Annotated in this window: 12 protein-coding genes; 5 read left to right on the top strand and 7 right to left on the bottom strand. The window is 58.0% G+C overall.

All coding sequences use genetic code 11. The annotated features are described in order from the left end of the window. Window positions 1–16 precede the first annotated feature (16 nt). Complete coding sequence (gene scpA, locus B9Z48_RS05180; RefSeq protein WP_108377369.1) at window positions 17–2,194, bottom strand: methylmalonyl-CoA mutase; 2,178 nt, start codon at window positions 2,192–2,194, stop codon at window positions 17–19. A 186-nt stretch (window positions 2,195–2,380) separates the two neighbouring features. Here scpA and B9Z48_RS05175 point away from each other — a divergent pair, with 186 nt between their 5' ends. Next, the gene (locus tag B9Z48_RS05175) at window positions 2,381–3,016 is read left to right on the top strand and encodes a GntR family transcriptional regulator (RefSeq protein WP_108377368.1); all 636 of its coding nucleotides are present in this window, start codon (window positions 2,381–2,383) and stop codon (window positions 3,014–3,016) included. Window positions 3,017–3,191: 175 nt separating this feature from the next. Here B9Z48_RS05175 and dusA read toward each other — a convergent pair whose 3' ends face one another. From dusA to B9Z48_RS05145, 6 genes are all read right to left on the bottom strand, one after another. After that, the gene (dusA, locus tag B9Z48_RS05170; RefSeq protein ID WP_089955205.1) at window positions 3,192–4,220 is read right to left on the bottom strand and encodes a tRNA dihydrouridine(20/20a) synthase DusA; all 1,029 of its coding nucleotides are present in this window, start codon (window positions 4,218–4,220) and stop codon (window positions 3,192–3,194) included. A 372-nt stretch (window positions 4,221–4,592) separates the two neighbouring features. Then, the gene (locus B9Z48_RS21350; protein ID WP_146186236.1) at window positions 4,593–4,736 is read right to left on the bottom strand and encodes a transposase; all 144 of its coding nucleotides are present in this window, start codon (window positions 4,734–4,736) and stop codon (window positions 4,593–4,595) included. A gap of 205 nt (window positions 4,737–4,941) precedes the next feature. After that, the gene (locus tag B9Z48_RS05160; RefSeq protein WP_089953888.1) at window positions 4,942–6,270 is read right to left on the bottom strand and encodes a TRAP transporter large permease; all 1,329 of its coding nucleotides are present in this window, start codon (window positions 6,268–6,270) and stop codon (window positions 4,942–4,944) included. Beyond that, window positions 6,267–6,833 (bottom strand): TRAP transporter small permease subunit, encoded by a 567-nt coding sequence (locus tag B9Z48_RS05155; RefSeq protein ID WP_089953890.1) that lies wholly within the window; start codon window positions 6,831–6,833, stop codon window positions 6,267–6,269. Before B9Z48_RS05155 ends, B9Z48_RS05160 begins: the two co-directional genes overlap by 4 nt. A 90-nt stretch (window positions 6,834–6,923) precedes the next feature. Next, on the bottom strand, window positions 6,924–7,994 hold the full coding sequence (locus tag B9Z48_RS05150; protein WP_089953893.1) for a C4-dicarboxylate TRAP transporter substrate-binding protein: 1,071 nt from the start codon (window positions 7,992–7,994) through the stop codon (window positions 6,924–6,926). Window positions 7,995–8,078: 84 nt separating this feature from the next. Further along, window positions 8,079–8,750 (bottom strand): TetR/AcrR family transcriptional regulator, encoded by a 672-nt coding sequence (locus B9Z48_RS05145; RefSeq protein ID WP_233261026.1) that lies wholly within the window; start codon window positions 8,748–8,750, stop codon window positions 8,079–8,081. Window positions 8,751–8,917: 167 nt separating this feature from the next. Here B9Z48_RS05145 and B9Z48_RS05140 point away from each other — a divergent pair, with 167 nt between their 5' ends. From B9Z48_RS05140 to B9Z48_RS05125, 4 genes are read left to right on the top strand one after another with little or no spacing between them, the layout of a single operon-like run. Continuing rightward, a complete protein-coding gene (locus B9Z48_RS05140; protein WP_089953899.1) occupies window positions 8,918–9,586 on the top strand; it encodes a CoxG family protein in 669 nt (222 codons plus the stop codon). 49 nt (window positions 9,587–9,635) lie between these two features. Next, window positions 9,636–10,511, top strand: a complete 876-nt coding sequence (locus B9Z48_RS05135; RefSeq protein ID WP_089953901.1) for a xanthine dehydrogenase family protein subunit M — start codon at window positions 9,636–9,638, stop codon at window positions 10,509–10,511. Window positions 10,512–10,530: 19 nt separating this feature from the next. Next, the gene (locus tag B9Z48_RS05130) at window positions 10,531–11,043 is read left to right on the top strand and encodes a (2Fe-2S)-binding protein (protein ID WP_089953903.1); all 513 of its coding nucleotides are present in this window, start codon (window positions 10,531–10,533) and stop codon (window positions 11,041–11,043) included. Continuing rightward, a complete protein-coding gene (locus B9Z48_RS05125; protein WP_199233454.1) occupies window positions 11,040–13,490 on the top strand; it encodes a xanthine dehydrogenase family protein molybdopterin-binding subunit in 2,451 nt (816 codons plus the stop codon). Before B9Z48_RS05130 ends, B9Z48_RS05125 begins: the two co-directional genes overlap by 4 nt. The last annotated feature ends 137 nt before the right edge of the window (window positions 13,491–13,627 follow it).

The raw sequence follows: 13,627 nt of genomic DNA, 5'->3' as shown, positions 1-13,627 counted from the left end.
AGGGCATCCGCCAGCATCAAGCCAAAGCCTTCTTGATCTGCTCCAGCACATCCTTGGCGCTGACCGGGATCGGGGTGCCTGGGCCGTAAATGCCTTTGACGCCCGCCTCGTAGAGCATGTCGTAGTCTTGGCGCGGGATCACACCACCCACGAACACAATGATGTCGTCTGCGCCCTGCTTTTTGAGTTCGGCAATGATGGCGGGCACCAGGGTTTTGTGGCCTGCGGCGAGGGTGGACACGCCCACGGCGTGCACGTCGTTTTCAATGGCTTGGCGGGCGCACTCTTCGGGGGTCTGGAACAACGGGCCCATGTCCACGTCATAGCCCAAGTCGGCAAACGCGGTGGCCACCACTTTGGCGCCACGGTCGTGGCCATCTTGGCCGAGTTTGGAAATCATCACGCGGGGACGGCGGCCTTGCGCTTCGGCAAAGGCGGCGATGTCGGCTTTGAGTGCATTCCAGTATTCCATGGTGTCCCCCACGTTTTCGCCGTCGTCGTAGGCGGCGGCGTACACGCCCGTCACCTTTTGTGTGTCGGCGCGGTGGCGACCAAAGGCCTTTTCCAACGCGTCGGAAATCTCACCCACCGTGGCGCGCAGGCGCACGGCCTGGATCGACAAGTCCAGCAAGTTGCCTTGGCCCGATTCGGCCGACGCGGACAAAGCGTCCAAAGCGGCTTGCACTTTGGCGCTGTCGCGGGTGGCGCGAATTTTGGCCAAGCGCTCGATCTGGCCGTCGCGCACCCGCACGTTGTCGATAGACAGCGTCTCGATCGGGTCTTCTTTGGCCAGCTTGTATTTGTTCACGCCCACGATGACGTCTTTGCCGGAGTCGATGCGGGCCTGCTTTTCAGCGGCCGCAGCTTCGATCTTGAGCTTGGCCCAGCCGCTGCCCACGGCCTTGGTCATGCCGCCCATGGCTTCGACTTCTTCGATGATCGCCCAGGCCTTGTCGGCCATTTCTTGCGTCAGGCTCTCCATCATGTAAGAACCCGCCCAAGGGTCAATCACATTGGTGATGTGGGTTTCTTCCTGAATGATGAGCTGGGTGTTGCGCGCGATGCGCGAGCTGAATTCGGTGGGCAAGGCAATCGCCTCGTCAAACGAGTTGGTGTGCAGCGACTGGGTGCCGCCAAACACGGCCGCCATGGCCTCGATGGTGGTGCGCACCACGTTGTTGTACGGGTCTTGCTCGGTGAGCGACCAGCCCGAGGTCTGGCTGTGCGTGCGCAGCATGAGGCTCTTGGGGTTCTTGGCGTCAAAGCCTTTCATGATGCGGCACCACAGCAAACGGGCGGCACGCATCTTGGCGATCTCCAGATAGAAGTTCATGCCCACCGCCCAGAAGAAGGACAGGCGACCGGCGAACTCGTCCACGTCCATGCCTTTGGCAATCGCCGTCTTCACATACTCTTTGCCGTCGGCCAATGTAAAGGCCATTTCCAGCGCTTGGTTGGCACCGGCCTCTTGCATGTGGTAACCCGAGATCGAGATCGAGTTGAACTTGGGCATGTTCTTGGCCGTGTACTCGATGATGTCGCCGATGATCTTCATCGACGGCTCTGGCGGGTAGATGTAGGTGTTGCGCACCATGAACTCTTTCAGAATGTCGTTCTGAATGGTTCCTGAGAGTTTGTCTTGCGAGACGCCCTGCTCTTCGGCCGCCACCACGTAGCCCGCCAGCACGGGCAACACCGCACCGTTCATGGTCATCGAGACCGACACCTTGTCCAGCGGAATCTGGTCAAACAAGATCTTCATGTCCTCGACCGAGTCAATCGCCACACCGGCTTTGCCCACGTCGCCGGTTACACGCGGGTGATCGGAGTCGTAACCGCGGTGCGTGGCCAAGTCAAACGCGACCGACACGCCCTGCCCGCCTGCGGCCAAGGCCTTGCGGTAAAAGGCGTTGGATTCCTCGGCAGTGGAGAAGCCTGCATATTGGCGGATCGTCCAGGGGCGCACGGCGTACATGGTGGCCTGAGGGCCGCGCAAGAAAGGCTCAAAGCCCGGCAGCGTATTGGCGTAAGGCAAGTTGGCTGTGTCTTCGGCGGTGTAGAGCGGCTTGACGACGATGCCGTCGGGCGTCTTCCAGTTCAGGGCGTTCACATCGCCACCGGGGGCTGATTTGACCGCTGCTTTTTGCCAGGCTTCCAGGTTGGAAGCGTTGAATTCAAAGGATTTTGACGACATGGCTCACCACTTTCGAGACAAATATTACTTGTGCTGATTTTGGCAGCTGATGGCTGCCTACCGGCTTACAAGTACTGTGATTCATAATTATTGATGCAGAATATTTTAACCGGCTTACAATTCAGCATCTGAAACGCCTGAAATACTTTGGGCCACGCCCGAACAGCATCCCGTCTAAAACAGCCCATGTCCGCCCTGTCACTCGCCCCCCGCGCCCTGTACGAAGAAGTTGCCGAACTGTTGCGGCAGCGGATTTTTGCGCGCGAACTGGAGCCGGGCAGCTGGATCGACGAGTTGCGCATTGCAGAGGCGCTGGGCATCAGCCGCACCCCGCTGCGCGAAGCGCTCAAGGTGTTGGCGGCCGAAGGCCTGGTGACCATGAAGGTGCGCCGGGGCGCTTATGTGACCGAGGTGAGCGAAAAAGACCTGCGCGATGTGTACCACCTGCTGGCCTTGCTCGAATCGGATGCAGCGCGTGTGGTGGCGCAAAACGCCAGCGCCGAACAAATGGCACAGATCACCTCTTTGCACGCGGACCTGGAAAAAGCCACTCACGACCGAGACCGCTTTTTCGAGATCAATGAAGGTTTTCACATGCTGCTGCTGGAATTGGCCGACAACCGCTGGCGCGACCAGATGGTGGCCGACCTGCGCAAGGTGATGAAGCTCAACCGCCACAGCTCGCTGTTCAAAGAGGGCCGCATGGAGCAATCTCTGGCCGAACACCGCGCCATCGTGCAGGCCTTGACCGAACGCCAGCCCGAGCAAGCGGCCGAGCGCATGTCGGCGCATTTCATGAACGGCTTGCAGGCCGCGCAATGAGCACCCCTCGTCTGTAAAGGGCCCCGAATCCCGACCTGGGTCTTATCAACTGCATGGCGGGCTCCTGAGAAACCGCTCAGCCGTAGGTCGGTGGCTTCAGCCACGACATGGGACATGAGCCGAAGCATGCATCGTCGGAGCTGAAGCTCCGACCTACAGGACACGGCCCAAGCCTTCAATCGTGAATCACCGCCCCCCGCGCCAACGCCGCGCGAGCCAGCTGCCAGACTTCACGCGGTGGCAAAGGCTTGAGTTTGTGGTCGCTCCAGACCTGTCGCCACAAACGCCCACCGCGCTGGCCGTGGTACAGGCCCAACATGTGCCGGGCAATCGCGTACCAAGGGCAGCCGTCTTCGGCAAAGGCACGCTCCATGTAGGTCACCATGGCCTCTTCCACCGCCTCGCGACTGGGCACCTCGTGGGAATCGCCATAAAACGCAGCGTCCCAGCTGCCCAACAGCCAAGGGTTGTAGTACGCCTCGCGTCCGACCATCACGCCATCAGCGTGCTGCAGATGCAGAGCAATCTCTTCGTTGGTCTTGATGCCGCCGTTCACGGCGATCAGCAACCCCGGAAAGTCTTTCTTGAGCTGGTAGGCCAGCTCGTAACGCAGAGGCGGAATCTCACGGTTTTCTTTGGGGCTCAGGCCGTCGAGCCACGCATTGCGGGCGTGCACGATGAAGACTTTGCAACCGGCATCGCTCACGGTGCCTACAAAGTCGCGCACAAAGTCGTAGCTCTCAATGCGGTCAATGCCGATGCGGTGCTTCACCGTCACCGGCACATCCACCACATCGAGCATGGCTTTCAAGCCATCGGCCACGGTGCGCGGCTCGTTCATCAGGCAAGCGCCAAATGCGCCACGCTGCACGCGGTCTGAGGGGCAGCCGCAGTTGAGGTTGATCTCGTCATAACCCCACTCTTGCCCCAGCTTGGCGGCGTGGGCCAAATCGGCCGCGTCGCTGCCGCCCAGTTGGAGGGCCACGGGGTGCTCTTCGGCGTTGAAGCGCAGGTGCCGCTGCACGCTGCCGTGGCGCAAGGCACCGGTGGTCACCATCTCGGTATAAAGCAAGGTGTGGCGGGTCAGCAGGCGGTGGAAAAACCGGCAGTGCCGATCGGTCCAATCCATCATGGGGGCTACACTGAGCCGCCAAGGGCTAAATTGTTGATTGATACCGATTTTATTTTCTATCGAATGCTGCATTTCGGCCATTATTTACATGAAGTGCATACACATTGCACACAAGGTGAACACCAGGAACACAATGTGTTCATCAATCTCTACACACAGATCGCACTCACTCGCAACATTTTCGCAGCTACCCGCTTGAAAATGGAGAGTAAAGGTTAGTCGGCAGGGACTCTCTCGATGTTCAATCTTCGATACCAAACGTGAAACCAAGAACTGGTCAACGGGAATGGCATCAAAAGCAAACCAGATTGCCAGTTCTGGATTTTCTCCCATTCCCAAAGGTGCTGCTGCCAGAGACCTGATTGGAAACCACACCGAAACAATCAAAAAGACCTACGGCAAAACAAAAACGACAAGCCTTGAGATGTTGAAACACGCACTCTGTCACGAACCAAGGCGCGAGCGCCATTGATAAAAGATCGGCTGGATAAAGCCTTCTGAGCAGCAAATGTCTTGGATGGACACGCCTGCTTCGGCTTGCTTGGAGAATCCGATGATCTGCTCACCGGTGAACCGTGTGGTCTGCATATCCGCCATTTTCCAAATTGAGCGGACTTGGCTCCATCGATTTGGAAAGACTCAGCCGGGGGCAGATCAAACCGTCGAGCAGGTGCAATCTAAATATCCTTCGGATCTTGAGATATAAGGTTTTGTCATTGGATTCCAGCTGTTCTGTGACTGCTGCATCCGCCCAGGGGTCTGGCCTGGATGGAGGTTGCTACACAGACACGCCTTAGATCAGCGCCAAGGACAGCCAGGGGAATGCGCAGACCAAGACCAGCACGCCCAACATCGCCCCGAGAAAGGGCATGCATCCGGCAAAGATGCTTTCCACTGAGATATTGGGGTCGTTCAAGGTTGATTTGACCGTGAACACCGAGATGCCGAATGGCGGTGTCAGCAAGCCCATCTCAACGGCAAGCACGGTGATGACGCCAAAATGGATCAGGTCGAAACCGAAGCTCGCTGCAATAGGTGCAGCGACTGGGGTCATGATCAGCAAGATGGAGCTGGAGTCCAAAATCATGCCTAGAAGCAGCACGATCCCGATATACAAGGTCAAAAACCCATAGGGCCCAAGACCCGCGTCACGAACCAGATCACTGATGGCCACAGGCACACCCGCCACACTGAGCATGCGGCTATAAAAGCTGGCCGCCACCAGCAGGATCAAGATGGTGCAAGACACGCTGCCGGTTTCATGCAAAACCTGCCAAAGCTTGCCTTTGCCCAACGAACGTCGCATCAGGGCAATGACCAGCGCACCAAACGCCCCCACACCACCGGCTTCGGTGGGTGTGAAAAAGCCACCGTACAGCCCGCCCAACACCAAGGCCACCAGCGCAGCAATGGGGACCAGTTTAGTGAACATTTGCAGCTTGGTCAGTGTGACTTGAATCTGTCGTCCCCGCAGCAACTGAGATTGCTGCAAAGGATCAAAGACTTGTCCTGGCGTGAATCGCGCCATGAGCATGATCATCATGGCGAAAACCATGGCCAGCAAAAACCCGGGGATCACGCCAGCCACAAACAATTTGCCAATGGATTGTTCGGCCAGCACGCCGTAAATGATCATCAGCAAGCTGGGGGGGATCATCATCCCCAACACAGAGCTTCCAGCCACGGTGCCGGTGGCAAAGGTGGTGCGATAACCGTGTTTGACCATTTCGGGCACGGCCACGCGGGTGAACACCGCAGCCGACGCGATGGAGACCCCTGTGACCGCTGCGAAAACCGTGTTGGCGGCAACAGTGGCCACACCGAGGCCTCCTTGAAGCTTGCGAAGCAAGACTTCTGCGACCGTGAAGGTATCCTTGCCCACGTTGGAAATGCTCACGAGCAGTCCCATCAGCACAAACAGCGGAATGGTCGCAAACACATAGTCGGCTACGCCGTTGTAGGCCGACATGTAAAACAATTTGATGGCCATGTCGAGGTTGTCTCGCACCAGCCAGACGCCAGCAAAACCGACCGCCAGCAAGGCCACACCAATGTGCACGCCAAGAAGAACCAGCATGACCAGCACGCCAATGAGCAAACCGCCCATGCCCAAATCGCTCATACGCCACCTCCCAATGGATCGTCAGCAGGAACTGGGGATCCTGGTTGTTTCAAGATGCCGGGGATGCTCATCAAATAGCACAAAGCACCCACGACAGATCCTGCAACGAGCAGGCCACGGAACGGCCAGGCCGGAACGCTGTAGACGCCCTGCACGCCATAGAACTCGTTGCTTGTCCAAGAGTTGCTGAATTCAGACCAACCAATCCAGGCCAAAGCTGCAAACAATCCAGCACCCACCAAGGCATTGAAGACATTGAGTGCCACGACACCTTTGGCCGAGCGCTTGCCGATCAGGTTGAGCAAAAAGTCACTGCGCGTCATCCGGTTGCTGCAAACGGCAGCGGCCAGTTGAAGAAAAACAATGGAACCGACCGAGCGTGATGAAAACTCAGCCACACCGGTGATGGGGCTGTCCAGAAAATCACGACCGATCACGTCCGCGACCACCAACGCCATGATCAAAAAGATCCAGACGGTCCCGATGGAGGCGAGCAAATTGGCTGGAAACTCCAAGGGATGCCGTTGTGAGGCAGGTGTTTGTGTTTGGGGATCGGCATGCAAGATGGGCTCCTTTGATGGATGACAAGGCAGGCCTGCAGGGCCTTCAGCTGAAAAAAGATCCTGCAGGCATCAACATGGGCGCGTGGGCCGTCAGCGGGCCGCTTTGTCCCAGTCGCGCAGAGGCTTCACACCGCGAGCGCGCAATTCGTCAAAATAGGCGCGAAGCACGGACTTGCCAGCATCGCCTGTGGTCTGCAGCCATGGCGTAACGATGTCGGGCAGGCCGTTGATCCACTTGGCACGCTCAGCGGCTGGAAGATCAGACACCTGCAGGCCTGCGGCGCGCATGGTTTCCATGGCCTTCACAGCGGAATTGGTGACATGCTTGCCGTGGGCGACCGATGTGGCCTTGCCAGCCTTGGTGAAGGCTTCTTGAACTTCCTTGGGCAGTTTGTCAAAGAAGCTTTTGTTGGCTGCAACGCTGCCGAAATACATGGCACCCACATCCACGCGTGTCAAATGCTTGGCCACTTCGTAGACCCGCGCAGGACCAATGCCACTGGCAAAACTCAGGGCACCTTGGGTCACACCTGTTTGAATATTGGTGTAATAAGTGGTCAAAGCGCCCTCAACCGGTGTGGCTCCAGTGTCGCGCATCCAGTTGGCTGATGTGCCTGGTGCATGGATTTTCTTGTTTTGCAGCGAGGCCATGTTGGTCACAGGGAAGTTGGCATAGATGTCGTAGCTGTCAGTAATGAGAGACGACAAGGGCACCATGTTCTGCGCAGTCCAGCTGGCCTTGAGCGCTGGGTGCGTGTCGTTGAGTTTGTCGAAAATGCTGATCAGCATTTCGTGGTTGGTGGTGGCAAACGGCGTGAAATAAGTGACGTTTTGCAAAGGCATGGCTGAGTTTTCCCAGACGGTGCCGACCATGCCCACGTCAACAATGCCGTCCTTGACGGCAGCGCGTGTTTCAGAAAACTTGTAAAGCGTTCCGCCGTAACTCTCACGCCAGCGCACTTCATACTTACCTCCGCCTTCCTTGAGCAGCCGATCAACTTCGGGCTGGAACACCTCTTTCATGGCGTAGGCCCAGATGTTGGTGGTCGGATGACTTGCACCGATGTTGACGTTGATGCGCTGTTGGGCGACTGCATTGCTGGCAGCAGTTGCGCAACCGATCGCGATCAACCCGGAAAGGGCCAACTTGTTGAGTTTCATGCGTTCTCCTTTTGGTTGAATAGCGGCAGTCCATTGCCGCGCTTAAATGCCTTAGCCGGTAGGCTGCAGCGGGGTGAAAAAATTTCATGGATTCCGTTTTCTTGTGCCGGCACTGGTCTTAGAGGCTGCCGAAATATGGGCTTGGCCGAACAATGTTTGACTGGCAATCAAATAGCCCAGCACGCGATCATGGACAAGGGAATGGCTGAAACGTTCGGGGGCTTGATCGTTGGCCACACCCTGACCGTAAATCCAGCGCCGCATCGCGATGTAAAAAAAACCACCGTGTAACCCCATTAACAGTTCCAACTCACGTTCACTGGATTTGGCTCGACTGCTCAAGCCGCGAAAGCGTCTTGTCTCTCGAATCAGGCGAGGGAACAGCCGCTGGCGAAGAAGCGAAAAGAACCTGTCGGTGATGGCGTGATCGGAAAGGCCCGAAAACACCAAGATACGCGTGAACTCACGGTTCAACGCTGAGTTGATGTAATCGTCGTAAAAGCCGGTGAGTTTTTCTTCAGGCGTTTTCTCAGGGTCATCCAGCAAGGCTTCCCATTCGGGATTCCAACGCCCTTCGAAAACCTCCAAGTAAACCCGGTCGATCAAGGCTTGTTTGGTGGGAAAGTAATGGTAAAGAAGCGCATGTGTGACACCGATGCTGCGGCCCAAATCTCGTAGTTGAGCACCGAATCCGTTTTGTGCAAAAAAACCAATGGCACCTTCCAAAATCTGACGCTCACGTTCGGCAACACCCAACCGCCGCCGCATTCGCGGAGGCTCGGGCGCTAACCCGGCAGCGGGGTCAAGCGCCCGCTCAGGGTTTGTCTGTATGGGCATGCTATTTACCGTATGGTCAATTTGGAATAGGATTATTGAACGCATGGTAAACAAAACAACCCCGTGAAAACCCCAAAGATGACCCCATGGAATTGACAGGCGACGTTGTAATTAACGCGACTCGAGCGCGTGTTTGGATGGCACTGAATGATCCAGCTGTCTTGACGGCTTGTATTCCCGGCTGTGAAGCTGTGGAGCAGGTCGGCCCTCTTGAAAAGACCGCTCGCATGATGGTCAAGGTGGGGCCGGTTCGTGCCAAGTTCAGCGGTCGCATTTTGATGAGCGACGTGATCGAGGCCGAAAGTTGCGCCATGACTTTCGAAGGGTCTGGCGGTGCAGCCGGTATGGCCCGGGGTCGCTCGCAAGTCAGTCTCAGTGATGAAGGCGAGAACACACGTGTGCATTACACGGTTCAGGCCTCGGTGGCTGGCAAGCTGGGCTTGGTTGGGGGGCGCATGATCGATGGGGCCGCCAAACAGATGGCGGATCAGTTTTTTAATGCCTTTCAGTTGCACCTTGCGCCGACTCAACCGGATGCCGACAAGCCACTAACAGAGTCACATACGCCTGAAGCGGTCCCAGTGAGCCCCTCGGCCGCCCATACCCCAAGCGCAGATTTGCCCTTGGCTGGAGCGGCTGTTGCGCAGCCACCAACCCGTCCATTGCCAAACGACATGGAGTGGTTGCGCGTGAAATGGTTTGCCTTGGGGGTCTTGGCCACAGCCGTTGGCGTGTGGCTCGGCGCTCAGCTCTGAGGCGGGCCTTGTTTGGCCGATATTGAACACACAAACTGGAAGACCCACCGTGAAATCAGCTGCATTTGATTACGTCAAGCCCGCCGCGATGGCCGAGCTCTTCGAGCTGCTTCAAACCCACGGGGACGACGCCCGAATTTTGGCGGGGGGACAGACCCTGCTGGCCACACTGAACATGCGTTTGTCCGAACCGCAACTGGTGATTGACATCACGGGCCTGAATGAGCTGCGGGGCATTCGCCAAGAGGGCGATCGCCTCTACATTGGCGCACTGACCACGCACACTGACATTGAAAACAGCGCCTTGGTCAGCCTACATGCCCCGATGCTGGCCATGGCTGCACCTCATATTGCTCACCGAGCGATTCGCAACTCGGGAACTTGGGGCGGCTCGATTGCTTATGGGGACCCGGCAGCTGAATGGCCGTGCTGCCTTTGCGCCATGGATGGGCAGATTCACCTGCAAAGCCCCAAGGGCCTTCGCAAGATCTCGGCCACTGATTTTTTCGTAGACCTGTACACGACAGCTCTCGCGCCTGATGAAGTCGTTGTGGGGGCCGATGTGCCTCTGGCGGGTCAGTCGGACTGGTTTGCTTTCGATGAACTGGCAAGACGTCACGGCGATTACGCGGTGGCAGGTCTGGCGGTGGCCGCCCACTTCTCTGGCACGGTGGCCCAGCGTGTGAATCTGGCTTTCCTGGGCATTGGTGCGATTCCTTGGCGTGCACGCCGAACCGAAGCCTTGCTTGTGGGCAAGACGCTGGATTCTGCAACGGTGGAGATTGCGGTGGCTTCGCTCAAAGCCGAGCTCGATCCCCTTCCTGATCTAACCCACAGCCCCGAAACCAAGCGGCACTTGGCCACCGTACTGGCTCGCCGTTTGCTATCGGCTGCGCAGGCCAGCCGCAGCGCGATCGCTGTCTGATTTATTCCGGGAGAAACGCATGGCATCTCTTCAAACACTTCAAGTTGAAGTCAACGGTCAACCGCAAGTGCGCAGCGTGGCACCACGCCAGCACCTGGTCGACTTCATTCGAAACGAACTGGGCCTCAAAGGCTCGCATCTGGGTTGCGAACATGGTGTTTGTGGCGCATGCACCGTGGAGGTGAATGGACGCATCGTGCGCGGTTGCCTGACGCTGGCCGTTCAAACCCAGGGCGGCAAGGTCCGCACGATCGAAGGCCTCAGTGCCGATGGTGATGTGCGTGATCTGCAGGATGCCTTTGTGAGGAACAACGCCTTGCAGTGCGGGTTTTGCACGCCGGGCATGGTGATGGCCGCCAAGGAGTTGCTGGAGGTCAAACCCGATGCGACCCGGGAAGAAGTGCGTGAGTGGATGAGTGGCAACTATTGCCGCTGCACCGGCTACCACGCCATTGTCGATGCCATTTGCGAAACCCTGGCCGAGCGCGCCAAGAACGCGTCCAGCCGTCCTTCCGAAAAGGTGAGCGCATGAACACCATGACACATAACTTGTCGGGCACTGCAGGCCCTGAAGTGGAAGATTCGCCAAAAGTCGACCACGAAGAAAAGCCTTTGCATGCCTTGACTGAGGACCCCCGCTACATTGGACAAAGCGTTGAACGCCCCAGTGCCCGCAAATTGGTTCAAGGTCAAGGCACCTACATCGACGACATTGAATTGCCCCGAATGGCCCATGTCGTGTACTGGCGCAGCCCCGTCGCGCATTGCAAGATCACCCACATCGATGCCACTGCTGCTCGCAGCATGCCCGGGGTGATTCTGGTCGCCGATGGCCATGACCTGGCCAAAATATGCAAGCCATGGGTGGCGGTTCTGGGCCATCTCGCGGGCATGAAATCGGCACCGCAGTATCCACTGGCCCTGGACCGTGCCTGCTGGCAGGGTGAGCCGGTGGTGGCCATCGTTGCAGAAACCCGCGAGCAGGCCGAGGACGCGCTGCAGCTGATCCACGTCGAGATCGAACAATTGCCAGCGGTGGTGGACATGGAGACCGCGCTCGACCCTTCGACGCCACTCATTCATCCGGAGCTGGGCGACAACCTGTGTTTTACCCGCAAGCTGAATGTGGGCCAGGTTGACGAGGCTTTTGCCAATGCCGATGCAGTGGTTGAGACCACTTTTGAATTCGGGCGACACACGGGCGTGACCTTGGAGCCCCGTTGTCAGATTGCCGATTGGAATGTTGCCGATCAGAAGCTCACCGTGTACCACTCATTCCAGGCACCGCACATGATGCAGGACCTGTATGCCAGGCAGTTTGATCTGCCTGAACACGCAGTGCGGGTGATTTGCAAGGACGTGGGCGGCTCTTTTGGCATCAAGGTGCATGCTTATCCAGATGACTTTGCCACGGTGGCCTTGTCGATGATGTGCCGACGCCCGGTCAAGTTTGTGGCCGATCGCATGGAGAGTTTCACCAGCGATATTCACGCGCGTCACCACTTGGTCAAGGCACGCATTGCCGCCAACAAGAGCGGAGAGATCCTCGCTTTCGAGATGAATGACCTGACGGGCATTGGTCCGTATTCCATGTTCCCGCGCACCAGCGCGATCGAGGGCAATCAGGTGGTCAATTTGGTGGGTGGCCCCTACAAACACGCCAACTACCGGGCGCACTTGGACGTGGTGTTTCAGAACAAGACGCCCACTTGCCAGTACCGCGGGGTGGGTCACCCCATCGCCTGCGCAGTGACCGAAGGATTGGTTGACCAAGCGGCGCGGGCCATCGGCATGGACCCGCTGGAGTTTCGCAAGAAGAACGTGATTCCCGACGACGCTTATCCCACCACAGGGGCCAGCGGCATCAAGCTCGAAGTCTTGTCGCATGAGGCCTGCCTGAGCAAAATCGAACAGATGATGGATTACCCACGTCTCAAGGCGGAGATTGCCCAGCTGCGTGAACAAGGCATTTACCGCGGCATTGGCTTTGCGACATTGATTGAGCTCACAAACCCGAGTGCGGCTTTTTATGGGGTGGGTGGCGCGCGCATCGCTTCTCAGGACGGCTGCACCATCCGTCTGGACCCCTCGGGTGCCATCAGCGTGAGCGTGAGTGTGGGCGAACAGGGCCAGGGCAATGACGGCATTTACCGACAGATTTCGGCGGATGGTGTTGGCGTAGATCTTGAAAAAGTGCGACTCATCATGAGCGACACCGATGTCACGCCCTATGGCGGAGGCACATGGGCTTCGCGCGGTGCGGGTGTTGGCGGTGAGGCGGTTTTGCTGGCCTCCCAGGCGCTGCGCGCCAACATCCTCAAGTTGGCCGCTGTCATCCTCAAGCGCAGCGAGGCTGAATTGACCGTGCGCCGTGGCCATGTGGTGGACGCCCAGACGCTGGAGTCGGTGCTGGACTTTGCCGAACTTGGCCGCATTGCCTACTTCCGTTCAGACCTTTTGCCCAATGACTTCACGCCGGAGCTGATGGTGACGCGCCACTATGCTCAGCGCGACTACCCCTTCATCTTCACCAATGGTGTGCAGGCCTCTTATGTTGAAGTGGACCCGGACACCGGCTTTGTCAAGCTGCTCAAACACTGGGCGGTCGAGGATTGCGGTCGTGTTCTGAACCCCAAACTCGTGGACGAGCAGATTCGGGGAGCCATTGTGCAGGGCATCGGCGGAGCCCTTTTTGAAGAGTGCCTGTACGACGATGAGGGGCTGATGCGCAATGCCAACATGGCCGATTACCTGGTGCCCATGAGCGGTGAAATGCCCGACATCGAGGTGGCGCATGTGCAGACACCCACGCGCTCCAGCCAGCTGGGGGCCAAAGGCGCAGGCGAGGCAGGCACTGCGGGTGCACCTGCTGCGGTCATGAACGCGATCAACGACGCCTTGGCGCCGTTCAAGGCGGAGCTCTGGTCGCAACCGATCACGCCTGAGAAAGTGCTGCGCGCCTTGGGTCGAGTGGCCTGAGCGCGCGTCTCTGTGATCCGTATGGGGTTCTTCTGAATGGGCCCCTTATCGGTGACACTCACTACCACACGGCGCACCTGGCACGTCATCAACTCGCTGCGCAGCGCCTCAGCATCGGCCAGCCCCATTTCGCGGGT

The organism is Limnohabitans sp. WS1, from assembly GCF_003063265.1.
Lineage (GTDB): Bacteria > Pseudomonadota > Gammaproteobacteria > Burkholderiales > Burkholderiaceae_C > Limnohabitans_A.
The sequence above is the reverse complement of the archived record's forward strand: the minus strand, read 5'-3'. Positions and strand labels throughout refer to the sequence as shown.

What these genes read in the sequence shown, in the direction of transcription:
- scpA (WP_108377369.1), bottom strand. Translation starts at nt 2,194, where the DNA reads ATGTCGTCAAAATCCTTTGAATTCAACGCTTCCAACCTGGAAGCCTGG.
- B9Z48_RS21350 (WP_146186236.1), bottom strand. Translation starts at nt 4,736, where the DNA reads ATGCAGACCACACGGTTCACCGGTGAGCAGATCATCGGATTCTCCAAG.
- B9Z48_RS05160 (WP_089953888.1), bottom strand. Translation starts at nt 6,270, where the DNA reads ATGAGCGATTTGGGCATGGGCGGTTTGCTCATTGGCGTGCTGGTCATG.
- B9Z48_RS05175 (WP_108377368.1), top strand. Translation starts at nt 2,381, where the DNA reads ATGTCCGCCCTGTCACTCGCCCCCCGCGCCCTGTACGAAGAAGTTGCC.
- B9Z48_RS05140 (WP_089953899.1), top strand. Translation starts at nt 8,918, where the DNA reads ATGGAATTGACAGGCGACGTTGTAATTAACGCGACTCGAGCGCGTGTT.
- dusA (WP_089955205.1), bottom strand. Translation starts at nt 4,220, where the DNA reads ATGCAGCATTCGATAGAAAATAAAATCGGTATCAATCAACAATTTAGC.
- B9Z48_RS05130 (WP_089953903.1), top strand. Translation starts at nt 10,531, where the DNA reads ATGGCATCTCTTCAAACACTTCAAGTTGAAGTCAACGGTCAACCGCAA.
- B9Z48_RS05150 (WP_089953893.1), bottom strand. Translation starts at nt 7,994, where the DNA reads ATGAAACTCAACAAGTTGGCCCTTTCCGGGTTGATCGCGATCGGTTGC.
- B9Z48_RS05125 (WP_199233454.1), top strand. Translation starts at nt 11,040, where the DNA reads ATGAACACCATGACACATAACTTGTCGGGCACTGCAGGCCCTGAAGTG.